This window comes from Pseudomonas sp. PDM16, from assembly GCF_014851865.1.
In the GTDB taxonomy this organism is placed as follows: domain Bacteria; phylum Pseudomonadota; class Gammaproteobacteria; order Pseudomonadales; family Pseudomonadaceae; genus Aquipseudomonas.
Genome location: NZ_JACVAM010000001.1, coordinates 83,510 through 108,571, shown reverse-complemented (window position 1 = coordinate 108,571; position 25,062 = coordinate 83,510). Strand labels below are relative to the sequence as shown.

21 protein-coding genes are annotated in these 25,062 nt (G+C 63.8%); 8 read left to right on the top strand and 13 right to left on the bottom strand.

Going from position 1 to position 25,062, the window contains the following annotated elements:
• The first annotated feature begins 32 nt into the window (after nucleotides 1-32).
• The 8 genes from pilQ to IB234_RS00455 all read left to right on the top strand — a co-directional run bounded on the left by pilQ (nucleotide 33) and on the right by IB234_RS00455 (nucleotide 13,506).
• Entirely contained in the window at nucleotides 33-2,126 is a 2,094-nt protein-coding gene (gene pilQ / locus IB234_RS00490; RefSeq protein ID WP_192312318.1) for a type IV pilus secretin PilQ, read from the top strand.
• Nucleotides 2,127-2,128: 2 nt separating this feature from the next.
• Complete coding sequence (gene aroK / locus IB234_RS00485) at nucleotides 2,129-2,647, top strand: shikimate kinase AroK (protein WP_192312316.1); 519 nt, start codon at nucleotides 2,129-2,131, stop codon at nucleotides 2,645-2,647.
• Nucleotides 2,648-2,697: 50 nt separating this feature from the next.
• Nucleotides 2,698-3,801 (top strand): 3-dehydroquinate synthase, encoded by a 1,104-nt coding sequence (gene aroB / locus IB234_RS00480; protein ID WP_192312314.1) that lies wholly within the window; start codon nucleotides 2,698-2,700, stop codon nucleotides 3,799-3,801.
• Between the two features lie 9 nt (nucleotides 3,802-3,810).
• Nucleotides 3,811-5,463 (top strand): AAA family ATPase, encoded by a 1,653-nt coding sequence (locus tag IB234_RS00475; RefSeq protein ID WP_192312312.1) that lies wholly within the window; start codon nucleotides 3,811-3,813, stop codon nucleotides 5,461-5,463.
• Between the two features lie 247 nt (nucleotides 5,464-5,710).
• Nucleotides 5,711-10,159, top strand: coding sequence for a glutamate synthase large subunit (gltB, locus tag IB234_RS00470; RefSeq protein WP_192312310.1), 4,449 nt, complete (start codon nucleotides 5,711-5,713; stop codon nucleotides 10,157-10,159).
• Between the two features lie 33 nt (nucleotides 10,160-10,192).
• Nucleotides 10,193-11,611 carry an FAD-dependent oxidoreductase gene (locus IB234_RS00465; protein ID WP_192312308.1) on the top strand — a complete coding sequence of 473 codons (1,419 nt, stop codon included), beginning with the start codon at nucleotides 10,193-10,195 and terminating at the stop codon, nucleotides 11,609-11,611.
• Nucleotides 11,612-11,971: 360 nt separating this feature from the next.
• Nucleotides 11,972-13,039 (top strand): uroporphyrinogen decarboxylase, encoded by a 1,068-nt coding sequence (hemE, locus tag IB234_RS00460; protein WP_192312306.1) that lies wholly within the window; start codon nucleotides 11,972-11,974, stop codon nucleotides 13,037-13,039.
• A 122-nt stretch (nucleotides 13,040-13,161) separates the two neighbouring features.
• Nucleotides 13,162-13,506, top strand: a complete 345-nt coding sequence (locus tag IB234_RS00455; RefSeq protein WP_192312304.1) for a YgiW/YdeI family stress tolerance OB fold protein — start codon at nucleotides 13,162-13,164, stop codon at nucleotides 13,504-13,506.
• Between the two features lie 78 nt (nucleotides 13,507-13,584).
• Here the strand turns inward: IB234_RS00455 and IB234_RS00450 are convergent, their stop codons facing one another.
• From IB234_RS00450 to IB234_RS00390, 13 genes are all read right to left on the bottom strand, one after another.
• Nucleotides 13,585-14,016 (bottom strand): Sbal_3080 family lipoprotein, encoded by a 432-nt coding sequence (locus IB234_RS00450; RefSeq protein ID WP_192312302.1) that lies wholly within the window; start codon nucleotides 14,014-14,016, stop codon nucleotides 13,585-13,587.
• Nucleotides 14,017-14,105: 89 nt separating this feature from the next.
• On the bottom strand, nucleotides 14,106-14,549 hold the full coding sequence (locus IB234_RS00445; RefSeq protein ID WP_192312300.1) for an excinuclease: 444 nt from the start codon (nucleotides 14,547-14,549) through the stop codon (nucleotides 14,106-14,108).
• 25 nt (nucleotides 14,550-14,574) lie between these two features.
• Nucleotides 14,575-14,778, bottom strand: coding sequence for a hypothetical protein (locus tag IB234_RS00440; protein WP_192312298.1), 204 nt, complete (start codon nucleotides 14,776-14,778; stop codon nucleotides 14,575-14,577).
• A gap of 205 nt (nucleotides 14,779-14,983) precedes the next feature.
• Nucleotides 14,984-16,210 carry a beta-ketoacyl-ACP synthase gene (locus tag IB234_RS00435; protein WP_192312296.1) on the bottom strand — a complete coding sequence of 409 codons (1,227 nt, stop codon included), beginning with the start codon at nucleotides 16,208-16,210 and terminating at the stop codon, nucleotides 14,984-14,986.
• Entirely contained in the window at nucleotides 16,210-16,938 is a 729-nt protein-coding gene (fabG, locus tag IB234_RS00430) for a 3-oxoacyl-ACP reductase FabG (RefSeq protein ID WP_192312294.1), read from the bottom strand. Before fabG ends, IB234_RS00435 begins: the two co-directional genes overlap by 1 nt.
• Nucleotides 16,935-17,387, bottom strand: coding sequence for a hotdog family protein (locus tag IB234_RS00425; protein WP_043310247.1), 453 nt, complete (start codon nucleotides 17,385-17,387; stop codon nucleotides 16,935-16,937). Before IB234_RS00425 ends, fabG begins: the two co-directional genes overlap by 4 nt.
• On the bottom strand, nucleotides 17,384-18,586 hold the full coding sequence (locus IB234_RS00420; RefSeq protein ID WP_192312292.1) for a beta-ketoacyl-[acyl-carrier-protein] synthase family protein: 1,203 nt from the start codon (nucleotides 18,584-18,586) through the stop codon (nucleotides 17,384-17,386). Before IB234_RS00420 ends, IB234_RS00425 begins: the two co-directional genes overlap by 4 nt.
• Nucleotides 18,586-19,080, bottom strand: a complete 495-nt coding sequence (locus IB234_RS00415) for a hypothetical protein (RefSeq protein WP_192312290.1) — start codon at nucleotides 19,078-19,080, stop codon at nucleotides 18,586-18,588. Before IB234_RS00415 ends, IB234_RS00420 begins: the two co-directional genes overlap by 1 nt.
• Entirely contained in the window at nucleotides 19,080-19,790 is a 711-nt protein-coding gene (locus tag IB234_RS00410) for a class I SAM-dependent methyltransferase (protein WP_192312289.1), read from the bottom strand. Before IB234_RS00410 ends, IB234_RS00415 begins: the two co-directional genes overlap by 1 nt.
• A gap of 13 nt (nucleotides 19,791-19,803) precedes the next feature.
• A complete protein-coding gene (locus IB234_RS00405; RefSeq protein WP_192312287.1) occupies nucleotides 19,804-21,051 on the bottom strand; it encodes an NAD(P)/FAD-dependent oxidoreductase in 1,248 nt (415 codons plus the stop codon).
• The gene (locus tag IB234_RS00400; RefSeq protein WP_192312285.1) at nucleotides 21,038-22,186 is read right to left on the bottom strand and encodes a sodium:proton antiporter; all 1,149 of its coding nucleotides are present in this window, start codon (nucleotides 22,184-22,186) and stop codon (nucleotides 21,038-21,040) included. The genes IB234_RS00405 and IB234_RS00400 overlap by 14 nt, the downstream gene beginning before the upstream one ends.
• The gene (locus IB234_RS00395; RefSeq protein ID WP_192315505.1) at nucleotides 22,183-24,456 is read right to left on the bottom strand and encodes an MMPL family transporter; all 2,274 of its coding nucleotides are present in this window, start codon (nucleotides 24,454-24,456) and stop codon (nucleotides 22,183-22,185) included. The genes IB234_RS00400 and IB234_RS00395 overlap by 4 nt, the downstream gene beginning before the upstream one ends.
• 43 nt (nucleotides 24,457-24,499) lie before the next feature.
• Nucleotides 24,500-25,054, bottom strand: a complete 555-nt coding sequence (locus IB234_RS00390) for an outer membrane lipoprotein carrier protein LolA (protein ID WP_192315503.1) — start codon at nucleotides 25,052-25,054, stop codon at nucleotides 24,500-24,502.
• Nucleotides 25,055-25,062 lie beyond the last annotated feature (8 nt).

Sequence of the window (25,062 nt, the reverse complement as noted above, 5' to 3'; positions counted from 1 at the left end):
ATAATATTGGATCTGTCGAACGGAACATGCCAATGACCAGCTATCTATCTCGCCTTGCCGGGGCGCTTATTCTTGCAACTTTTGCGCCTGTGCTTATGGCTGCGGATCTTCAGAAGATCGACGTCGCAGCTCTGCCGGGAGACAAGGTTGAACTGAAGTTGTCCTTCGATCAGCCTGTATCTAATCCTCGAGGATATACAATAGAACAGCCTGCGCGTATAGCGCTGGATTTGCCTGGTGTTTCCAGCAAGCTCGGGCAGAAGAGTCGTGAGCTGGGTGTTGGCAATGCTCGCAGTGTCACTGTTGTTGAGGCGAAAGATCGTACTCGACTTATTGTCAATCTCACGACGCTTGTGCCCTATAGCACTCGTGCTGAAGGGAATAATCTGTATCTGGTTGTTGGTGATTCGGCGCTTCGCTCTGCTTCGGCAGTGCCCGTTGCTACTGGTGCTCCTGTGAAGAGCGTTGCTGCTGCGGGGCGGGCTATTACAGGTTTGGATTTCCAGCGCGGGGAGCAAGGGGAGGGTAATATCGTTATCGACCTGTCCGATCCGTCGCTTAATGCGGATATCCAGGAGCAGGGCGGCAAGATTAATCTTAAGTTTGCCAAGGCTCAACTGCCGGAAAATCTACGCGTCAAACTAGATGTTAAGGATTTCGCCACGCCGGTTCAGTTTGTCAGTGCATCCGAATCCAGTGGTGTTGTTAATATTTCGATTGAGCCTACTGGTTTTTATGATTATTTGGCTTTCCAGGCTGATGGAAAGCTAACTGTTAGCGTTAAACCGCTAACCCAGGATGACTTGGAGAAGCGAAAGGCTGAGCGTTTTGCTTACACTGGCGAGAAGTTGTCTCTAAATTTCCAAGATATTGACGTTAGGTCTGTCCTGCAGTTGATTGCAGACTTTACTGATTTGAATTTGGTGGCTAGCGATACAGTCGAGGGTAATATCACCCTTCGACTTCAGAATGTGCCTTGGGATCAAGCGTTAGATCTTGTTTTGAAAACTCGAGGCCTTGATAAGCGAAAAGTAGGTAACGTTCTATTGATTGCTCCGGCAGATGAGATTGCAGCTCGTGAGCGGCAGGAGCTCGAGGCGAGCAAGCAAATTGCTGAGCTAGCCCCGTTGCGGCGAGAGTTGATTCAGGTCAATTATGCAAAGGCATCCGATATTGCGAAGCTGTTTCAATCTGTAGCTGCAACCGAGGGGGGTAGCAGTGATCGTGGTACCGTTACGGTAGATGATCGTACTAACAGCATCATTGCTTATCAGACTCAGGACAAGTTGGATGAGCTCCGTCGCATAGTTGCTCAGCTGGATATTCCCGTTCGTCAGGTCATGATTGAGGCGAGAATTGTCGAGGCTGGCGTAAATTACGACAAGAAGCTTGGTGTTCGTTGGGGGGGGGCTATCGGCGGCAAATGGCATGCGTATGGTAAAGATGGTGCTACCGGTGTGGAGGATGAGGAGGGCTCCAGCTGCGGTCCATTCGCGGCGAAATGTACCCTGCCTACTAGGGATAACTACCCTGTGCCATTTGTAGATATGGGCGTTCCCGATGCGACATCGGGTATAGGTATCGGCCTCGTCACAAATAACGCGATATTGGACTTGCAGCTCTCGGCAATGGAGCGTACCGGGAATGGCGAGGTTATCTCCCAGCCCAAGGTTGTCACCGCAGACAAAGAGACTGCAAAGATTCTGAAGGGCACAGAAGTTCCCTATCAGGAAGCCAGTTCCAGTGGTGCCACTACGGTTTCATTCAAAGAGGCTGCCTTGTCTCTTGAGGTGACCCCTCAGATAACGCCTGATAACAGGATTATCATGGAGGTAAAGGTTAATAAGGATGAGGCTGACTTTGGTCGGCAAGTAGGAGGTGTTCCGCCTATTAACAAGAATGAGGTGAATGCTAAGGTTCTGGTTAATGATGGAGAGACGATTGTTATTGGTGGTGTGTTCTCGAATACTCAGAATAAATCGGTGGAAAAAGTGCCTTTCTTGGGTGACGTTCCGTATCTGGGGCGCCTCTTCCGTCGAGATATTGTGACCGACACCAAAAATGAGCTACTGGTGTTCATCACTCCGCGTATCATGAACAACCAGGCCATTGCGGTAAGCAACTAATAGTGCAGAGCGTAATTCTGGTAGGCCCGATGGGCGCTGGTAAGAGCACCATCGGGCGTCTGTTAGCGAAAGAGCTGAAGTTGCACTTCAAGGATTCGGACAAGGAAATCGAGCAGCGTACAGGTGCCGATATCCCATGGATCTTTGATGTGGAGGGTGAGCAGGGCTTTCGCGAGCGCGAACAGTCGATGATTGCGGAGCTCTGTGAGCTTGGTGGAGTGGTGATCGCCACCGGTGGGGGTGTTGTTCTTAAGCCTGAAAACCGGCAGGCGCTGCGAGCAGGTGGGCGAGTTGTCTACCTGCATGCCTCGGTGGAGCAGCAGCTGGAGCGCACCTCTCGCGACAGAAACCGGCCTCTCTTGCGCAATGCTGAGCCGGGCAAGGTCTTGCGCAATCTGATGGAGATTCGCGACCCGCTCTATCGGGAAATTGCTGATGTGATCATCGAGACGGATGAGCGCCCTCCGCGCCTGGTGGTGCAGGAGATCATCGATCACCTCAGTGTTTTACCTCCCCGTTAAAGAGCGCACTCATCTGCGTTATCCTAGTGCCCTTTCCGTTCGGGGGCTTCATGCAGACTCTTACTGTCGATCTCGGTGACCGCAGCTATCCCATCTATATCGGTGGTGGGCTACTTTCTCGCGCGGATCTATTCAAGCCCCATCTTGCCGGGCGCCAGGTGGCTATCGTCACCAATGAGACGGTCGCTCCCCTGTATCTCGATGCGCTGCGAGAGAGCCTTGCAGGGCAGGATATTGCAATTGTGGTGTTGCCAGATGGCGAGAGCTTCAAGAACTGGGAAACCCTGCAACTGATCTTTGATGGATTGCTGCGTGCTCGCCATGATCGCAAGACTACGGTCATCGCCTTGGGCGGTGGTGTAGTTGGAGATATGGCCGGCTTCGCGGCAGCCTGTTACCAGCGTGGTGTCGATTTCATTCAGGTGCCGACCACTCTGTTGTCTCAGGTGGACTCGTCCGTGGGCGGCAAGACAGGCATCAACCATCCGCTTGGGAAGAACATGGTAGGAGCTTTCTACCAGCCCAATGCGGTTGTCATTGATACGTCGGTGCTCAATACCCTGCCGCCGCGAGAGCTGTCGGCTGGGTTAGCCGAGGTGATCAAGTACGGACTTATCTGTGATCTCGAGTTTCTAGGTTGGCTGGAGGAGCATATCGACGAGCTGCGCGATTTGAAGCCGGATGTCTTGATTCAGGCTATCGAGCGCTCCTGTGCTGCAAAGGCTCGCGTGGTCGGCGCAGACGAGCGCGAGTCCGGATTGCGTGCGATCCTCAACCTCGGTCATACCTTCGGCCATGCAGTCGAGACCCATATGGGATATGGCGAATGGCTGCACGGTGAGGCGGTATCCGCCGGTACCGTCATGGCGCTGGAGATGTCTTCGCGGCTGGGCTGGATTTCGGGGGCGGATCGCGATCGGGGCATTCGTCTGCTCCTGCGAGCCGGCTTGCCTGTAATGCCGCCGGACGAGATGACGCCTGAGGATTTTCTCGAGCACATGGCTGTTGACAAGAAGGTCCTGGATGGCCGCCTGCGCCTGGTGTTGCTGCGCCAGCTCGGCGAGGCAGTTATTACCGACGACTTCCCGCGGGAAGTTCTTGATGCCACCCTGCGCGCCGATTATCGCGTGCTGCTGGCTCAGCTTGGAGATTAAGAGAGTTACATGACCAGTTTGCATGCCGACGAGGCCTTCCTCGCGCACTACCAGTTCAGTCATGACCCCTTTGCTGCGCGGGTTCCGGGATTCCGTTTCTTTCCGGCGCAGCGTAAGCCTGTGCTGGGGCAGCTTCACCATCTGGCTCGATACAGCCAGCTGCTTCTGGTCGTGACCGGGCCGCAAGGTAGTGGCAAGACGCTGTTGCGTCAGGCGCTGGTGGCCAGTACCAACAAGCAGGCTGTGCAATCCGTGGTGGTCTCCGCCCGCGGCGCGGGAGATGTTGCTGGTGTGCTGCGCCAGGTTGCTCAGGGCTTGGGTATGCAGCAGATGGATGTGCGCAGCATCCTGGCTCAGGTTGCGCAGCTGGCCTTGACCGGGCAAGAGGTCTACCTGCTGATCGATGATGCTGAACAGTTGGCTGATGCAGCATTGGAGGCGTTGTTCACGTTAGCGGCCGGCAATGCCGATGGTCGCCCTCATGTCTTCCTGTTCGCCGAGAACGATATTTTGTCTCGGCTCGAATTGATGGCTGATGGCGAGGAGCGCTTCCACGCCGTCGAGCTGCTGCCCTACAGCGAAGATGAGACTCGCGAATACCTGGCCCAGCGCCTCGATGGTGCAGGACAGGGTATAGATCTGTTGAGCGACGACCAGATCACCGACATTCATCTGAGCTCTGGCGGCTGGCCGGGGACGATCAATTTGGCGGCACGTGAGGTGTTGGTCGAGGCGATGTTGGCGAGTCGTGCTTCGGGTGGAAGGACGTCTGGTGTGGGCCTGCCCAAAAAGCACGTTCTGGCAGCGGCTGTGGTGGCTGTCGCGCTGGGTGCGGCCTGGCTGATGCAGGGGCGTACGGAGAGTACCCCGCCAATGGTGACTGAATCTCCTGTCGAGTTGGTGCCACAAACAGCGCCTCCGGTTGCGGATAATCCGGCCGCTCCTGCGCCGTCCCCGGGGGCCTCTGTCGAGTTCAATGGTGCCAGCCAGCCGTTGCCGTTGCCGCTGGTGGGCGAGGCTCAGCCGGTGATTCGTGAGCCGCTGGCCCAGGCCTCTGGCATGGATGAGGGTGACGAGGCTGGTTCCGCTGGCGCGCAAGCGCCGGCATCGGCTGCCACGCCGCCAGCGCCGGTGGTTACTCCGGTACCTGTCGCGGTGCCGGTGGTGCCGACCGTTGCCAGCGGTCCGGTCGCCCAGCCAATCGTGCCGACTCCGACTCCGACTCCGACTCCGACTCCGGCGAAGCCTGCACCTGTCGCTAGCGCCAAGCCGGTCCAGGCACCTGTTGCTCAGGCGCCGAAGCCGGCTCCTGCCAAGCCAGCTGCGCCGACGGCTAGTGCGGCGCCGACCGTTGCTAGTGCCGCGCCTGTGCCGGGTGCGGAGTGGTATGCCAGCCGTCCGGCCGGCAACTATGCCCTGCAAATCCTGGGCACCCGCTCGGAGAGCAGTGCCAAGGCGTTCGTCGGCAAGAATGGCGGCGAGTACCGCTATTTCAAGAAACTGCACCAAGGGCAGGCACTCTACGTGGTGACCTACGGGCAGTTCTCCAGTCGTGCGGCGGCGCAGGCCGCGATCAAATCGCTGCCGGCCAGCGTGCAGGCCGGCAAGCCCTGGCCGCGCAGCTTCGCCAGCATCCAGCAGGAGGCAGTGCGGGCTCGCTGATGGCCCGTGAATTGCCTTTCATTTGATGACCGATTGGTGCTAGCACGGCCTTTCGGTCATCGCCTTTCGCGCAAGCGACAGAAGGTTTCATCAGGTCGTCATCGAAGATTTGTGACGACCTAGGTGGCTATGTACAATGACCCCCCTTTGCCTGCGCCAAGCTGGGGTGTTTCCCTGCGCGGTCGGCAGCTAGGTCGATGAATTAGAAAGCAATTTGCCCATTAGAGGCAGCCTGGTGAGAGTGTCTATGAAAGCAGGTCTATACCATCCTGATCAGTTCAAGGATAACTGCGGCTTCGGTTTGATCGCCCATATGCAGGGCGAGGCGAGCCATCATTTGCTGAATACTGCGATTGAAGCCCTGACCTGTATGACCCACCGCGGTGGTATCAACGCCGACGGTAAGACCGGTGACGGTTGTGGTCTGCTGATCCAGAAGCCCGATCTGTTCCTGCGCGCAGTCGCCAAGGAGCAGTTCGGCAGTGACCTGCCGCAGCAATATGCGGTGGGCATGGTCTTCTTCAATCAGGACTCGGCCAAGGCCGAGGCCGCCCGCGCCAACATGAATCGCGAAATCGAGGCCGCCGGCCTGCAGCTGATCGGCTGGCGCAAGGTGCCGATCGACACCAGCGTGCTCGGCCGCCTGGCCCTGGAGCGCCTGCCGCAGATCGAGCAGGTGTTCATCGGTGGTGAAGGCCTGGATGACCAGCAGTTCGCCATCAAGCTGTTCAGCGCCCGTCGTCGCTCCTCGGTAGCCAATGCCGCCGACACCGACCACTACATCTGCAGCTTCTCGCCGAAGACCATCATCTATAAAGGCCTGATGATGCCGGCGGACCTGCAGCAGTTCTATCCGGACCTCGGCGACGAGCGCCTGCAGACCGCGATCTGCGTGTTCCACCAGCGCTTCTCGACCAACACCCTGCCGAAGTGGCCGCTGGCGCAGCCATTCCGCTTCCTCGCCCACAACGGCGAGATCAACACCATCACCGGCAACCGCAACTGGGCCCTGGCCCGTCGCTTGAAGTTCGCCAATGACCAGATCCCCGATCTGGAAGAGCTGGGCCCGCTGGTCAACCGTGTCGGCTCCGACTCCTCGAGCATGGACAACATGCTCGAGCTGATGGTCACCGGTGGCATCGACCTGTTCCGCGGCGTGCGCATGATCATTCCGCCGGCCTGGCAGAACGTCGAGACCATGGACGCCGACCTGCGCGCGTTCTACGAGTACAACTCCATGCACATGGAGCCGTGGGACGGCCCTGCCGGCGTGGTGCTGACCGACGGTCGCCATGCCGTCTGCCTGCTCGACCGTAACGGCCTGCGCCCGGCGCGCTGGGTCACCACCAAGAACGGCTACATCACCCTGGCGTCGGAAATCGGCGTGTGGGACTACAAGCCGGAAGACGTGATCGCCAAGGGCCGTGTCGGCCCGGGCCAGATCCTCGCGGTGGACACCGAGACCGGCCAGGTGCTGGACACCGATGCCATCGACAACCGCCTGAAGTCGCGCCACCCCTACAAGCAGTGGCTGCGTCAGGGCGCGGTGCGCATCCAGGCTAGCCTGGAAGACCGCGACCACGGCTCGCCGTTCTACGACAGCGACCGTCTCAAGCAATACATGAAGATGTTCCAGGTCACCTTCGAGGAGCGTGACCAGGTGCTGCGCCCGCTCGGTGAGCAGGGCCAGGAAGCGGTCGGTTCGATGGGCGACGACACGCCGATGGCGGTGCTGAGCCAGCGCATCCGCTCGCCGTTCGACTACTTCCGCCAGCAGTTCGCCCAGGTGACCAACCCGCCGATCGACCCGCTGCGCGAGTCGATCGTGATGTCCCTGGAAGTCTGCCTGGGCGCCGAGCGCAACATCTTCGAGGAATCCCCGGCCCACGCCAGCCGCGTCATGCTGAGCAGTCCGGTGATCTCCCCGGCCAAGTGGCGCGCGCTGCTGAACCTGAGCACTCCGGGCTTCGAGCGTCATGTCATCGACATGAACTACGACGAGTCCGTTGGCCTCGAGGCTGCGGTACGCAACATGGCCGATCAGGCCGAGGAAGCCGTGCGCGCCGGCAAGGTGCTGCTGGTGCTCTCCGACCGTCACATCGCTCCGGGCAAGCTGCCGGCGCATGCCGCGCTGGTGACCGGCGCCGTGCACCACCGCCTGACCGAGAAGGGCCTGCGTTGCGACTGCAACATCCTGGTCGAGACCGCGACTGCCCGTGACCCGCACCACTTCGCCGTGCTGCTCGGTTTCGGTGCTTCCGCCGTGTACCCGTTCCTCGCCTACGAGGTGCTGGGCGACCTGATCCGCACTGGCGAAGTGCTGGGCGACCTCTACGAGGTGTTCAAGTACTACCGTAAAGGCATCTCCAAGGGTCTGCTGAAGATCCTGTCGAAGATGGGCATCTCCACTATCGCCTCCTACCGTGGTGCCCAGTTGTTCGAGGCCGTCGGCCTGGCCGACGAAGTCACCGAGGTGTGCTTCCGTGGCGTTGCCAGCCGCATCCAGGGCGCGCGCTTCATCGATATCGAAGGCGAGCAGAAGCTGCTGGCCTTCGAGGCCTGGAACAACCGCAAGGCCATCCAGCAGGGCGGTCTGCTCAAGTTCGTCTACGGCGGCGAGTACCACGCCTACAACCCGGACGTGGTCAACACCCTGCAGGCCGCCGTGCAGCAGGGCAGCTACGAGAAGTACCAGGAGTACGCCGCGCTGGTCGACCAGCGTCCGGTGTCCATGCTGCGCGACCTGTTCCAGCTCAAGCTGGCCGAGCAGCCGCTGAGCCTGGACGAGGTCGAGCCGCTGAACGACGTGCTCAAGCGCTTCGACTCCGCCGGCATCTCCCTCGGCGCCCTGTCGCCGGAAGCCCACGAGGCCATCGCCGAGGCGATGAACCGCCTGGGCGCGCGCTCTAACTCCGGTGAGGGCGGTGAAGACCCGTCCCGCTACGGCACCGTGCGCAGCTCGAAGATCAAGCAGGTTGCGACCGGCCGCTTCGGTGTGACTCCGGAGTACCTGGTCAACGCCGAAGTGCTGCAGATCAAGGTGGCCCAGGGCGCCAAGCCCGGTGAGGGCGGCCAGCTGCCGGGCGGCAAGGTCAACGGCCTGATCGCCAAGCTGCGCTATGCCGTGCCTGGCGTGACCCTGATCTCGCCGCCGCCGCACCACGACATCTACTCGATCGAGGACCTGTCGCAGCTGATCTTCGACCTCAAGCAGGTCAACCCGGCCGCGCTGGTCTCGGTCAAGCTGGTGGCGGAAGCCGGTGTCGGCACCATCGCCGCCGGTGTGGCCAAGGCCTACGCTGACCTGATCACCATCTCCGGCTACGACGGTGGCACCGGCGCCTCGCCGCTGACCTCGATCAAGTACGCCGGCAGCCCGTGGGAGCTCGGCCTGGCCGAAACCCACCAGACCCTGCGCGGTAACGACCTGCGCGGCAAGGTCCGTGTGCAGACCGATGGTGGTCTGAAGACCGGCCTCGACGTGATCAAGGCCGCCATCCTCGGCGCCGAGAGCTTCGGCTTCGGCACCGGCCCGATGGTCGCCCTGGGCTGCAAATACCTGCGCATCTGCCATCTGAACAACTGTGCCACCGGCGTAGCCACCCAGAACGACAAGCTGCGCAAGGACCACTTCATCGGCACTGTCGAAATGGTGATGAACTACTTCACCTACGTCGCCGAAGACACCCGCCAGTGGCTGGCCAAGCTGGGCGTGCGCAGCCTCGGCGAGCTGATCGGTCGTACCGATCTGCTCAACGTGCTGCCGGGCGATACCGACAAGCAGGGCAACCTGGATCTGACCCCGCTACTCGGCAGCGACCATATCCCGGCCGACAAGCCGCAGTTCTGCGAAGTCGAGAAGAACCCGCCGTTCGACCAGGGCCTGCTGGCCGAGAAGATGGTCGAGCTGTCCCTGGCCGCCATCACCGGCAAGACCGGTGGCGAGTACGAGCTGGATATCTGCAACTGCGACCGCTCCATCGGTGCCCGTGTCTCCGGCGAAATCGCCAAGCAGCACGGCAACCAGGGCATGAAGGACGCGCCGATCACCTTCCGCTTCAAGGGCACTGCCGGGCAGAGCTTCGGCGTGTGGAACGCCGGCGGCCTGCACCTGCGCCTGGAAGGCGATGCCAACGACTACGTCGGCAAGGGCATGACCGGCGGCAAGCTGGTGATCACCCCGCCGGCCGGCAGCCCGTTCAAGACCCAGGAATCGGCCATCGTCGGCAACACCTGCCTGTACGGCGCCACTGGCGGCAAGCTGTTCGCCGCTGGCACCGCGGGTGAGCGTTTCGCCGTACGTAACTCCGGCTCGCATGCCGTGGTTGAAGGTACCGGTGACCACTGCTGCGAATACATGACCGGTGGCTTCGTCTGCGTGCTCGGCAAGACCGGCTACAACTTCGGTTCCGGCATGACCGGCGGCTTCGCCTACGTGCTGGACCTGGACAACGGCTTCGTCGACCGCGTCAACCACGAGCTGGTGGAAATCCAGCGCATCAGCAATGAGTCCATGGAGGCGTACCGCAGCCACCTGCACGGCGTGCTCGCCGAGTACGTGGCGGAAACCGCCAGCCCGTGGGGTGCTCACCTGCTGGAGAACCTGGACGATTACCTGCGCAAGTTCTGGCTGGTCAAACCGAAGGCCGCAAGCCTCGGTTCGCTGCTCTCCAGCACCCGTGCCAATCCGCAATAACAAGCGCCTGAAGTGGTTTGATGAGGTTTTGAAATGACTGAACGTCTGAACAACGACTTCCAGTTCATCGAGGTCGGGCGCAAGGATCCGAAGAAGAAGCTCCTGCGCCAACGCAAGCGCGAGTTCGTGGAAATCTACGAACCGTTCAAGCCGGCCCAGGCGGCCGACCAGGCACACCGTTGCCTGGGTTGCGGTAACCCGTACTGCGAATGGAAGTGCCCTGTGCACAACTTCATTCCGAACTGGCTCAAGCTGGTCTCGGAAGGCAACATCCTGGCCGCCGCCGAGCTGAGCCACCAGACCAACACCCTGCCGGAAGTGTGCGGCCGCGTGTGCCCGCAGGACCGTCTGTGCGAGGGTGCCTGCACCCTCAACGACGGTTTCGGCGCGGTGACCATCGGTTCGGTGGAGAAGTACATCACCGACACCGCCTTCGCCATGGGCTGGCGTCCGGACATGTCCAAGGTCAAGCCGACCGGCAAGCGTGTTGCCGTGATCGGTGCCGGCCCGGCTGGCCTGGGCTGCGCCGACGTGCTGGTGCGCAACGGCGTGACCCCGGTGGTGTTCGACAAGAACCCGGAAATCGGTGGCCTGCTGACCTTCGGTATCCCCGAGTTCAAGCTCGAGAAGAGCGTGCTCAGCCGTCGTCGCGAAGTCTTCACCGGCATGGGCATCGAGTTCCGTCTGAACACCGAGATCGGTGTCGACATCACCATGCAGCAACTGCTGGATGAGTACGACGCCGTGTTCATGGGCATGGGTACCTACACCTACATGAAGGGCGGTTTCCCGGGCGAAGACCTGCCGGGCGTGACCGACGCGCTGGACTTCCTGATCGCCAACGTCAACCGCAACCTCGGCTTCGAGAAGTCCCCCGAGGACTTCATCGACATGAAGGGCAAGCGCGTGGTCGTGCTCGGCGGTGGCGACACCGCGATGGACTGTAACCGCACCTCCATCCGCCAGGGCGCCAAGGCCGTGACCTGCGCCTACCGTCGTGACGAAGAGAACATGCCGGGCTCGCGCAAGGAAGTGAAGAACGCCAAGGAAGAGGGCGTGAAGTTCCTCTTCAACCGCCAGCCCATCGCCATCGTCGGCGAGGACAAGGTGGAAGGTGTGAAGGTGGTCGAGACCCGTCTCGGCGAGCCGGACGCCCGTGGCCGTCGCAGCCCCGAGCCGATCCCGGGCTCCGAGGAAATCATCCCGGCCGAAGCCGTGCTGATCGCCTTCGGTTTCCGTCCGAGCCCGGCTGCCTGGTTCAGCGACTTCAAGATCGACACCGACAGCCAGGGCCGTGTGGTGGCGCCGGAGAAGAACCAGTTCAAGCACCAGACCAGCAACCCGAAGATCTTCGCCGGTGGCGACATGGTCCGTGGTTCCGACCTGGTGGTGACGGCGATCTTCGAAGGTCGTAACGCCGCCGAAGGCATCCTCGACTACTTGCAGGTCTAAGCTGCTGCGCTCGGTCAGGCGTTGTTGAAAACAGGTTCGGAATGCTCATTTACAACTCGTAAACTGCGCTTCGTCACCTGTTTGACCAGCCGGAGGCTGTTACTAACGTAGCGCCTAGCTTGACCATCGCTCGCGACGCTTAGTGGTCGACGCTCCACGCGGCATATCGTCGCGATAGACAAAAGGCACGGCACTCGCCGTGCCTTTTGTTTTTGGGTCTGCGAAAATGCCCGCACTTTTTCTGCGCCAAGGCGCGCGGGCTCCTGCGATCCGGGAACCCGCCCGGAGGAAGGGGGCCGCCGCCGAGCGGCCACCGCATACTCCCGCCGCAACGCTCCCCGATTTCCAGGAACCCTGCCGATGTCCGCCCTGAAGAACGACCGTTTCCTGCGCGCCCTGCTCAAGCAGCCCGTCGACGTCACCCCGGTGTGGATGATGCGCCAGGCCGGCCGTTACCTGCCGGAGTACCGCGCCACCCGCGCCAAGGCCGGTGACTTCGTCAGTCTGATGAAGAACCCCGAGCTGGCCTGCGAGGTCACCATCCAGCCGCTGGACCGTTACCCGCAGATCGACGCCGCGATTCTCTTCTCCGACATCCTCACCATCCCCGACGCCATGGGCCAGGGCCTGTACTTCGAGACCGGCGAAGGCCCGCGCTTCAAGAAGGTCATCAGCTCGATGGCTGATATCGAGGCGCTGCCGATTCCCGATGCCGAGCAGGACCTGGGCTACGTGATGGACGCCGTGCGCACCATCCGCCGCGAGCTGAACGGCCGCGTGCCGCTGATCGGCTTCACCGGCAGCCCCTGGACCCTGGCCACCTACATGGTCGAGGGCGGCTCCAGCCGCGACTTCCGCAAGTCCAAGGCGATGCTCTACGACAACCCGCAGGCCATGCACGCGCTGCTCGACAAGCTGGCCCGCTCGATCACCGCCTACCTCAACGGCCAGATCAAGGCCGGTGCCCAGGCCGTGCAGATCTTCGATTCCTGGGGCGGCGCGCTGTCCTCGGCGGCCTACCAGGAGTTCTCCCTGCGCTACATGAAGCAGATCATCGATGGTCTGATCCGCGAGCACGACGGTCGCCGCGTCCCGGTGATCCTGTTCACCAAGGGTGGCGGTCTGTGGCTGGAGTCGATGGCTGACACCGGCGCCGAGGCCCTGGGCCTGGACTGGACCTGTGATATCGGCAGCGCGCGTGTTCGCGTCGGCGGCAAGGTGGCTCTGCAGGGCAACATGGACCCGGCCGTGCTGCATGCCAAGCCGGAAGCCATCCGCGCCGAGGTGGCGCGCATCCTCGCCGCTTACGGCCAGGGTAATGGCCAGGTGTTCAACCTCGGCCACGGCATTACCCCGGAAGTGCCGCCGGAGCACGCCAAGGCCTTCTTCGAGGCAGTGCACGAGCTGTCGGCGCAGTACCACGTCTGATCGCTCTCGCGGTATCCGCAACGCCCGGCCTGTGCCGGGCGTTTTGCTTTGTCGCCGATTCAGCTTCGCTTCAGCTGGGCTGGATAGTCTGATCCCACACCCACCCGGTAAGGATCGGAATCATGAAAGCTCGCTATCTCACCCTGCTCGTCGCTCCCCTGTTCAGCACCGCGGTACTGGCCGCCGGCTACACCGGCCCTGGTGCCCAGGCCATCAACAGCGTCGCGGCGGCCCAGGAGGCTGGTGACGATGCGCATGTGGTGCTGCAGGGCCACATCACCCGCAAGCTCGGCGACGAGAAGTACGAGTTCAAGGACAGTACTGGCACCATCACCGTGGAAATCGACGATGAAGACCTGCCGCCAGTGGCCTTCGACGACAAGACCCAGGTCAAGCTGAGCGGCGAAGTTGACAAGGGGCTGATGAGTCGGGAAATAGACGTCGATCTGGTCGAGATCGCGCAGTAACCAAAACGCCGGCGATAGCCGGCGTTTCTGTTTTTGCCCGATTGTGCCAGGCGACATAGAGCGAAAGAGAAATAATGCCTAGGGCTTCGCGGCCAGTAGTTGATCGATCACCGGAGTCATCTTGGTTTCGGTGCTCTGCCATTTCCTGACGGCGAGAAGACCGCGTCCGCGGAAACGATAGTAGGCGCTAGCCAGCAGGCGTCCCTCGGGATCGCGAATTCTCAGCTCGGCCATGGAGAGATAGGTGACGACCGACCATGAACGCCGGGCGGTGTAGCTCAGTATCTGCGGGCAACTCCCGCTAGGTATCTGCTTGTGCAGACGGGTTTCTATGCCATGGCGCTTAAAGCCACGCTGCAGCGTACCGATGAAGTCATCCACCCGGACCTCGGGGTTCTCCTCGATGCAGACCACCGTGGCGGGAGCCTCCAGAGGATCGACTCGGATCGTGGTACAGGCGCTGCTCAGGGCGATCAGCGGCAACAGTAGGCACAGGCGCGGTAGCGACATGCGGAGTCCTCGATGGGCCGCATGGGAACAGCGGATGCGCCCGGATGGGTAAGCCGGCCGCGTAGCCGCGGCCGGCAGGGGTATTGCCGTTACTTGACGTTGGCCAGGTCGGCTTTCAGGGCGACGCCCGCCATCACGGCGCCTGCATGGCACTCGTACTTCTGCGCGTCGGAGTAGACCACGTTCTTGTAGTTGCTGACGATGTTGACCACGGCATTGGCGCCGGCCTGCTTGGCGGCGTTCTGCATACGGATCAGCGCGGATTGCAGGGCCCAGGAGCAGGCAGCTTCATCGCTCTTGTTGAAGGCATTGGTCTTCTGGCTGGTTGTCACGCCCGAGCGCACCACGCTGACCGCACCAGCCGGCTTGGTACCTGCCAGGTGGAACTTTACGCTGCCATCCAGGCGGCCAGCGTTCAGAGCTTCCTGCAGAGCCTGATCGAAGGGCAGGAAGTGTGCAGTATCACGCGCCTGGCTGATGCCGGGAACGGTGGCGAGGAAGAGTGCTGCCAGGGTCCAGGTTTTCAATTTCATGGTCGTCTCCTTGACGATAAGTGACTCATTGGGTTTTCGGGAGATTCAGCCGATGCTGGATGTCCGCGCGCAAGCTATTGACCCAGCGATTGTAGTTGCGATGGATTTTTCCGTTCTTGTACTCCAGCCCCTGGCTGCTGCGGTAACGGATCTGAATGTCAAAAGGACTGTACTCCACGACGATTGATGCGTGGTGGCGTTGGCGCACGTTTATGGAGGCGTAGACCATTCCCGGCTCCACTCGGCCGACCCGCCATCGGCGAGCCTCCAACGAACTGACGATTGCCTGCTGCAGCTCGACCTGGCTGAACTCTCGCTCCGGCGGCAGGCCCAGAGCGGGATTGTCCAGGGGTTTGGAGGTGGAACAAGCGGTCAGGACGATCAGCGAGAGGGCCAGCAGGATCGCTTTCAGGTGAGTGTTTATGGCACTTACCTCACTGCCAGCGCTTGAAGATCAGCGAGGTATTCACCCCGCCAAAGGCGAAGTTGTTGTTCATCACGTACTGGTGGCTCATCTGGCGGAACTCGCCGCGCAGGTAGTCCAGCTCGCCGCATTCCGGGTCGACATTGTCCAGGTTCAGCGTGTAGACATAGCTGTCGCTGTTCATCATCTCGATGCTGAACCAGGACTCCAGCGCGCCACAGGCGCCCAGGGTGTGGCCGAAGAAGCTCTTCTGCGAGCTGATCGGCATGCGTGGGCCGAACAGGCTGCTGGTGGCCAGGCTCTCGGCCACATCGCCCTGGGCAGTGGCGGTGCCGTGGCCGTTGACGTAGCCGATGGCGTCGGGCGCCAGGCCGGCATCTTCCAGGGCCAGCTCCATGGCGCCACGCATGGTCGCCTGCTCCGGCTTGGTGGCGTGGATGCCGTCGGAGTTGCAGCCGAAGCCAACGATCTCGGCATGGATGGTCGCGCCGCGCGCCAGCGCGTGCTCCAGCTCCTCCAGCACCAGGATGCCGGCGCCTTCGCCGATCACCAGGCCGTCGCGGCCGGCGTCGTAGGGGCGCGGCGACAGGTGCGGGGTGTCGTTCTTCAGGCTGGTGGCGTAGAGCGCGTCGAACACCATGGCCTCGGTCGGGCACAGCTCTTCGGCGCCGCCGGCCAGCATCATCTTCAGGCGGCCGAACTTGATCGCCTCGTAGGCGTAGCCGATGCCCTGGCTGCCGCTGGTACAGGCGCTGGACGTCGGGATCAGGCGACCCTTGAGGCCGAAGAAGATGCTGATATTGGCCGCGGTGGTGTGCGGCATCATGCGGATATAGGAGTTGGCGTTAAGGCCGTCTGCTACCGAATTGAGCAGCATATTGCCGAACGCCTTGATCTCGTCGGTACTGCCGGTGGACGAGCCGCAGGCCACGCCCATGCGCCCGTCCTGGATGCGCTCATCGCCGAGCAGGCCGGCATGCTCCAGGGCGCGCTCGGCGGCGTACACCGCCAGCTTGGACACCCGGCCCATGCTGCGGGTCTGCTTGCGCGACCAGTGCTTGGGCTGCACGAAGTCGTCCACCGGGCCGCCCAGGCGAGTGTTCAGCTCGGTGAAACGATCCCATTCGTCCATGCGACGGATACCGCTGCGGCCTTCCTTGAAGGCGGCCGAGATGGTCGGCCAGTCACTGCCCAGCGAGGTGATACCGGCCATGCCGGTGACGACTACACGTTTCATCAACACAAACCACCGTTCACCGCGAGGACCTGGCGGGTAATGTACGCCGCCTCCTCGGACATCAGGAAATTCACTGCCCCGGCCACTTCCTCAGGCGTGCCCATGCGCGCGGCCGGAATCATCTTGAGTATCTCGTCCACCGGCACCAGATCGTCGAGGATCTCGGTGTCGATCAACCCCGGCGCCACGCAGTTGACCGTGATCTTGCGCTTGCCCAGCTCGATGGCCAGGGCCTTGGCCGCGCCGATCACGCCAGCCTTGGAGGCGCTGTAGTTGACCTGGCCACGGTTGCCGATCAGCCCGGAGACCGAGGTGATGCAGACGATGCGCCCGGCCTTGCGGCGGCGGATCATCGGCATGGTCAGCGGGTGCAGCACGTTGTAGAAACCATCGAGGTTGGTGCGCAGCACCTGGTCCCAGTCCTCGTCGGTCAGCGCCGGGAAAGCGCCGTCGCGGGTCAGGCCGGCGTTGCACACCACGCCGTAGTAGGCACCGTATTGCTCGACATCGGCTTCCAGCGCCTCGCGGCAGGCGGCGCGGTCGGAGACGTCGAACTGCAGGATGCGCGCCTGCTGGCCGAGCTCGGCGATCTGCGCCTGCACGGCCTCGGCCTCGTCGCGGCGCGAGCGGCAGTGCAGGACGAGGTCGTAACCGGAGCGGGCCAGGCGCAGAGCGATGGCGCGGCCGATGCCACGGCTGGAGCCGGTGACCAGAATGGTTTCAGTCATTGCGATTGCTCTTGTAGATAGCTTGCCACTTCCGGCGGGCGGAACACGTTGAGGCGCGCCTCGGCATGGATATCGGGGCCGTCGAGATGGCACTCGAACACGCCCATGCCATTGTCGTCCTGCAGCGAGCGCAGGGCCTTGATGCGCAACTCGGCACCGGCCGGGAAGCGCTCGACGTTGCACTCGAACTTGCGTGTGCCGAGGAGGAAGCCCAGCTCCACCGGCAGGCCGGCCTGGCGCGCCTGGCAGCCGGCGTAGGCGGCCACGCTCTGCGCCATCAGCTCGATGCCGACCCAGGCCGGCAGGCTGCCGTCGGCCTGGTTGAACAGACCACCGGGACGCACGGTGAGACGGGTCTCGATGTCTTCGTCACCGAAGCTGACGACTTCGTCGATCAGGATCATGTCGCCGGCGTGTGGCACCAGCTCGGCGATGGGCCACAGGCTCATGATGCGTCTCCCTGTGGCGCATCACCCAGGATCAGCGCGACGTTGTTGCCGCCGAAGGCGAAGGAGTTGCTCATCAGCCGGCGGCCACTGCTGCGTGAAAGTTGATCGCCGGCACCGACCAGTTGCAGCGGTTCCAGCGCCGGGTCGGCCTGGCCGTCCCACAGGTGCGGTGGCAGCAGGCCGTCGCGGTTGTACTCACTCAGGGTCAGCCAGCAGAAGGCCGCTTCCAGTGCGCCGGCGGCGCCCAGGGTATGGCCGGTCAGCGGCTTGCTCGACGAGCAGGCCACGCCAGCGGGGAACAGGCCGCGCACGGCCTTGCTCTCCATCGCGTCGTTGTGCGCTGTGGCGGTGCCGTGCAGGTTGAGGTAGTCGATATCCGTGGCAGCCAGGCCGGCGTTGGCCAGGGCCTGCTGCATCGCCGCACGGGCGCCGAGGCCCTCGGGGTGCGGTGCGGAAATATGGTGGGCATCGGAGGTGGCGGCGCCGCCGAGGAAGGCGATCGGGCTACTCTCGCGAGTCATGAGGAACAACGCGGCGCCCTCGCCGATATTGATGCCGTGGCGATTCACCGAGAAGGGATTGCAGGGCTCGGCGGATACCGCTTCGAGGGCCGAGAAGCCGTTGAGAGTCAGGCGACACAGGCTGTCCACGCCGCCACAGATCACCGCATCGCACAGCCCTTGTTGCAGCAGGCGATGGGCGCTGAGCAGGGCGCGCGCGCTGGAGGTGCAGGCGGTGGACTGGCAGTACACCGGGCCAGCCAGTTGCAGCCAGTCGGCGAGGAAGGTGGCCGGTGCGGCCATCTCCTGCTGGGCGTAGTCGTATGCGGCGGGCAGCTCGCCCTCGTGGAGGAAGCGGGCGATGCCGTCGCTGGCCTCGCGGATGCCCGAGGTGCTGGTGCCCAGCACCAGGCCGACGCGGGCAGCGCCGTAGCGGGCGATGGCGGCGCGCAGTTCGGGCTCGATCTGTTGCGCGGTGGCCAGCAGCAGCTGGTTGTTGCGGCTATGGGCGGCTTCAAGGCCCGCCGGCATGGCCGGCAGGGCAGCGCGCACGGCGCCGACGGTGAGGCGGCGGTCAGTGACCCAGCCGTCCTCGGCGCGCATGCCGGAGGCATCGCCGGCCAGCAGCGCGTCGGCCACCGCCTGCTTGCCTTCGCCCAGGGCGCACAGCAGGCCAAGGGCATTTAAATAGCTGGGCATCAGTTGCCTTCTTCTTGGTTCAGCGCGCGCACCCGATAGCTGAGCTGCGGTGCGGCGAGGGTGAAGTCCAGTGCGGAACGGTAGCGGATTCGCCAGTCCGGGTTAAGCCGGCGCTGACCATCGGCGCCGCGCTGCCAGCTGCCCGCGGGGTAGGCGGCCAGCGCGTCATCGGTGGTGAGGGCGAACAGCAGGGCGGCGAACAGCTCGCGGGCCTCGGCATTGGGTGGCAGCAGGCCCTCGTTGCGCCACTCGCCGTGCTCCAGCAGCTGACGCGCCAGGGGCACACCGAGCGGGTCGAACAGCGACCAGCGCAGGGCCTCACCTTCGGCCTGGATCACCAGCAGCCAGTCGCGCTGTTCGGCGCTCTGTGTGCGCTCGATCTGCAGGCTGATCGGCAGTGCGGCGGTCAATGCAGGGCTGCTCGCCGGCACGGGCGTGTGCCCGGCGCAGGCGCCGAGCAGCAAGGTCATGGCGAGCAGAACAACCCGCAGCATCACGGCTTGCGCGCCACCGCGTTGACCAGGGTCTCGTCGCGCTGGCCGAACGGCTTTGCCTTCATGATGCCCCAGCGTTCGAGCAGGCCGAAGTCCTTGGAGCGGCTCCACCACAGGTAGGGGTAGGAGACGTTGCGTTCCTCGAACTGGAAGCCCTGCTGGCGCAGCATGCCCAGGTACTCCTCGGCACTCTTCTGCACGTGCATCGGGTGGCGGAACAGCCAGCGGATCACCCAGGTGTCGATGTAGAACTTGGTCGACTCGGCGAACAGCAGCAGGCCGCCCGGCTTGAGTACGCGCCAGAACTCGGCCAGGGCCTGCTCCTGCTCGACCAGGTGGTGGAAGGTCTGGTGGCAGAACAGGATGTCGACAGAGGCGTCCGGCAGGTCGATGGCTGCGCAGTCGCTGGCGATCAGCTGTACGTCGAGGCCCAGGCGCTCGGCCTCGGCGCGCGAGCAGTCGAGGCTGTGCGGGTCGGCATCCAGGCCGATCATCCGTGCCGGGGCGAAGGCCTCCTGCAGCAGGCCGAACGAGCGGCCCTGGCCACAGCCGGCGTCGAGCAGCACCGGCGCCTGCGGTAGCGGTGCATCGACCAGGCGCTTGAGGTCGTTGATCGCCACGCGCAGCACATGGTGCTGCCAGACGTGGCTCTGCAGGAACCAGAAGCCGAAGCGGGTTTCCTCGACATAGGTAGGGGCGGCGCGTTCCATCGACAGGTGTTCCTCAATTACTGGCGCAGATCTCTGCCAGTACGCCCAGGCGGCGCTTGGGCTCGGCGACATAGGGGTTCTTCTCGTCCCAGGCGTAGCCGGCAAGGATCGAGCAGATCATGCGGCGGATCTCCGGCGTGGCCTTCTCGTAGAAGATCACGTCCTGGAAGCTGCCATCGTACCAACCCTGCACGTACACGCGGAACGTATCCACGCCGCGCTTCAGCGGGATGGCGAACTCGTTCTCCCAATCCACCGCCTCACCGCTGAGTTGGCGATGCAGCAGGCCGGCGGCCATGCTTGCCGAGCGCATGGCGATGGTCACGCCGGAGCTGAATACCGGGTCGAGGAACTCGGCGGCGTTGCCCAGCAGGGCGAAGCCAGGGCCATGCAGCGTCTTGACGTTGGCCGAGTAGCCATTGATCTCGCGCGCCGGGGTGTCCCACACGGCGTTCTTCAGGACCTTGCTCAGCGACGGTGTTTCTTCGACGAACTGCTTGAGACAGGCGTCCAGGTCCGTCGGGTAGTTAGCGTAGTGATCAGCGATAGAAACCACGCCCAGCGAGCAGCGGCCGTTGCTGAACGGAATGGTCCAGAACCATACGTCCCTGAGCGTCGGGTGTGTGGTGATCAGGATCTTCTCGCGGTCGAAGCCGGACGCCGGATCGATACGGTCTTCGATATGGGTGAACACGGCGCGACGCAGTGGGAAGGATGACGGCGTGTCGAGGTCGAGCAGGCGCGGCAACACGCGGCCATAGCCGCTGCCGTCGAGGACGAAGGCACATTCGACCTGGTATTCGTGGCCATCGGCCAGGCGGCGTACCGACAGGCGCGGGCAGTCGCCGGTGAAGTCGGCGGCGAAGATCTCTTCCTCGTAGCGGATTTCCACGCCCTGCAGCTCGGCCTGGTCGGCCAGCAGCTTGTCGAAATCGGCGCGAATCACCTGGTAGGTCGAACCCTTGCCCTCGGTGAATTTGTCGCGGAAGTCGAACTCGGTGTAGCGCTCGCCCCAGGCAAATGCGGCGCCATGCTTGGTCTGGTAGCCGGCGGCCTGGACTGCTTCGAGCATGCCGGCCTCCTCGACGAAGTCGAGGCAGTGCGACAGCAGGCTCTCGCCAATGGAGAAGCGCGGGAAGCGCTGGCGCTCCAGCACCAGCACGTCGTGGCCCTGGCGTTTGAGAATGGCGGCGGCGATGGCCCCCGAAGGGCCGGCGCCGATGACGACGATCTGACGTTGTTCGACTTCAGGAGACTTCATAACGACCTCTCGCTTCATGGTTGTTGGCATGCCGGCCGAGCAGGGCGGGCAGCAGAGTAGAGAACAGGCTCATCAGCAACAGGCCGAAATAGATCATCGAATCGATCAGCTGCAGCTGCAGGAGCAGGTTGAGGAATACGATTTCGGTGAGGCCACGGATGTTCAGCAGCAGGCTTTCCCGCCACTTGATCCGTGCGGCTGCGGTTGGGGCCGCCCAGTGCAGGCCGAGCCAGCTGCCGAGCACCTTGCTGACGACCGGCAGCAGGATGAGCATACCGATGGCCAGCCATGAGTAGTCTTGACCTATGCCATGGAAGTCCACGCGCAGCACGCCGAAAGTCAGGATCAGCGGCACGGCCAGGCCATTCATCAGCAGCTTCCAGGCGCGCTCCGGCAGCGGCAGTACGAACGGCTGCTTGATCCAGGCCAGGCACAGCATGTAGGCAATGCCGAACACCAGGGCGTTGAGCTTGAGTTGCTGGAACAGCAACATCAGGGCGAAGAACGGCAGGCTGTAGAACAGCGGGTGGCGCAGTTTGAGCAGGCGCAGCGCCAACGGCAGCGCGGCGGCCAGCAGCGGCCAGAGCAGCGCGGCGGGATGGCTGCTGCCCTGGGCCAGGCCGAACAGGCTCCAGCACAGGAAGTCCATGAGGATCGCCGCGTGCAGCAGGCGCTTGGTGTCCGCCGCCGGGTAGCCGATGCTTTGCAGGAACAGGTAGAGCACCGGGATGGCGGTGATCGAGAACAGCAGGCCGATGCCCACCGAACTCAGCCAGCTACGGTCGCCGGGCAGCAGCCAGAGCGAGCAGGCCAGGCCGGCCAGCATTGGCACCAGGAAGCTGGGCAGGGCGATCTTCACGCAGGCCGGGCTCAGGTCTAGGTCGATCACGTCGCTGAGGATGTAGCCGAGCAGCAGGGCGAAGCACAGGCCGTAGGCCATGCTCAGCCAGGTCGGCGCCAGCAGGTCCTGGGCGCTCAGCTGCCAGTGCGGCTCGACCCACAACAGCAGCAGGGCGGGAATGGCGATGGCCGCCACCAGCAACTGGCCGACGATGGGGATCAGCCGGCGCCCGCCGACGATCGCCACCAGGGCGTAGATCACCAGGGCCAGCAGCCAGAATCCGAGCACGGTCACGCGACAACCTCCTTGTGTGGCCGTGTGGCGGCCCAGGGTGAAAGCAGGAAACAGAACAGCAGGCCGAGGCTGATGGCCAGGCCGAAGTTGGCGATGGCTGGGGTCTGGCTGATCAGCAGCAGGCCGAACGACATCCACGCAGTAAGCGCCGAGAGCAGGGTGCCGAGCAGACTGACTGCCGGGCCGCCGATGTTCTCGCGCATGAGGATGGCGTAGTCGACGCCGATGGCGGTGATCAGCAGCAGACCGAACAGGCTGAACAGGGTCAGCGGCTGGCCCAGCCAGCCGAGGCAGGCCAGCGCCGCCAAGGCCGACAGTAGCGGCAGGCAGATCACCCGCAGCGCGCCACCGAGGCCGAAGGGCAGGCACAGCAGCAGGAAAATGGCGGCGCTGGAGATCAGCTTGAGTTCGGCGGCGCTGAGCTGGGTGGCGGCGAACAGCTGGTTCAGCTCGCCCAGGCGGTCGATCAGCTGTACGCCCTGCAGACCCTCGGCCGTTTGCTGCAGCAGGGCGCTGTCATTCAGGCCCTGCAGGCTGACAATGCCGGCTACTCCACTCTCACTGCGGCCCAGCCACAGCGAACGCCAGGCCTCGCCCAGCGGGCCGGCCAGGGCCTGCTCCAGGCTCGGTTGCGGCGCGTGCTGCAACTCGTCCAGCTCGGCGCGCAGCGCGGCTTCCGGCAGGCCGAGGTCGAGCAGCGGCTGCCAGTGTTGTGGCAGATTGTTCAGCGCGGTGTGCAGCGGCGCCAACTCGCTTTCGGGGGCGACCAGTTGGCTAAGGGCGCGATAGCCGCGCAGGTGGCCGGCGGCGATGGCGGCGTCCAGGCGTTGGCTCAGCTCGGCCTGGCGTTGCAGCAATTGTTGTTCGTCGGCACCGCGTACCAGGAAGAACTGGCTGGTGGGCTGCTGCCCGGTGAGCTCGGCGATGCGTTTGGCTTCGGCCATCAGCTGCGGCTCCTGGCCCAGCCACTGGCGCAGGTCGTTCTGCGGCGTCAGCTGCCACAGGCCGCCGGCGCAGAAGGCCAGCAGCGCGAGCAACAATGGCCAGCTGCCGGTGCGTGCGAGCAGGCGTGCACGCCGCTCGACCAGATTTTCGGCGGCGCGGCGCAGGCTGGCCGGTGGTGCCAGGCGCAGGTTGTTCAGCCAGGCCGGCAGCAGGCACACCGAGCACAGGTAGGCGCCGATCAGCCCGGCAGCGGAGAACAGGGCGATCTGGGTCAGCGCCGGGAAAGGGGTGAAGGCCAGCGCCACATAGCCGGCGAGGTTGGTGCCCAGGCTCAGACTCAGGCCCGGCAGGGTCTCGCGCAGGGCGGCCCAGCTCGACCAGGGGCCGTCGCCCCAGCTCTTGCTCAGGTAGTGCTGCGGGTAGTCGGCGGCGACGCCGACCAGGCTGGCGCCGAGCACCAGGGTCAGCGCGTTGATCTGGCCGAACACCAGCACGCAGGCGGTGCAGCCGGCCAGCAGCGCCACGCCCATCGGCAACAGGCTGACCAGGATGCGCGGACGGCGGAAGGCGAGCAGCAGCAGGAGCAGGGTGCCGAGGGTGGCGCCGCCACCGATCAGGGCGATCTCCTGGGTGGCCTTGGCCTGGCCGGCCGCGGCGTGCAGCGCGCCACCGGCGGCGAGCAGCTGGCCGCCTGCGTTCTCGACCTGCTGGCGCAGCTCGGCCACGGCGGCGGCGATCTGCGGCGGCGCCTGCATGTCGAAGGCATCGCCACGGGTGCGCAGGCGCAGCAGGGCCCAGGTGGTGCCGTCGTCCTGCAGCAGTAGGGCACCGCTGCCAAGGTCGGCCTGGATGCGGCTGCCGGGATTCAGCGTCTGCTGGGCACGCAGGCCGAGGCCGAACCAGTCCTGCTCGGTGGGCAGCAGGCCGAAGCCGGCGAAGGTGTCGAACAGTTGTTGCGTGCGCTGCTCGATAAAACTGTCCGGCTGCTCGATCAGCAGCTGGCGGTCGGCCGGCGCCAGTAGGGCCAGGCGCTCGCCGCGCAGCTGCTGGCGGATGGCGTCGAGGTCGGCCTGCAGGCTCCACTGCACCTTGTCGAAGCGGCCGCTGGCCTGCCACTGCTCGCCGGCCTGACGCACCAGTTCGATGGCGCGCTCGCGCTGCGGGTGGCCGATAAGGATCAGCAGCTCGCGCGACAGCGGCTCCTGCATGCGTTGCTCGGCCTGCTGTACCAGTTCGTCGCCGGCGCCCTTGGGCAGCAGGGCGAGCATGCTGGCCTGCACCGGCGGGCCGTCGCGCCATTGCCAGGCGGCCAGCGCCAGCAGCATCAGCAGCAGGGCGCCAAACAGGCGCGGCAGCAGGCGCTGGACGCTAATGGACAAGGTCGGTGCGCTCCTGCGCAGTCAACGCGTCGCCAGCCTGGCTCTGCGGCAGTTTCAGGACGGTGCGGTCGCCCTGGGTCTCGATCAGTTCGATGCGCTCGACCAGCGCGCCGCCGTCGATGCGGATGGCGCTGAATATCTGTTTGAGCAGCAGCGAGTGCGGGGTGAGTTCGAGCTGCCAGGCGTTGTGTTCGCCGCTGAGCTTGAGCTCGAAGTCGCGCTCCAGGCCCGAACGATCCCCCTTGAGCACGGCGAGGAACAGGCGGCTCTGCTGGGCGGCGACGTCCTGGCCCGGTTGCTGTTGCCAGCCTTCGGCGGTACGGCGGGCGATGCCGGCGTCGTCGATGCGGTAGTCCTGCTTCAGCGGCTTCTGCAGCAGCCAGAGCAGACCATGCTCGCGGGACAGAGTGAACTGGCCCTGGCTGGTCAGCGGCGTGGGCAGGGCGCGCAGGTGTTTCTCCTGCACGAACGGCCCACGCACCACCGCCGGCTTGGCCAGCTGAGCGCTGAGCTCGGCCAGGTCGAAGGCCTGCGCCGCCGGCATCAGCGCCA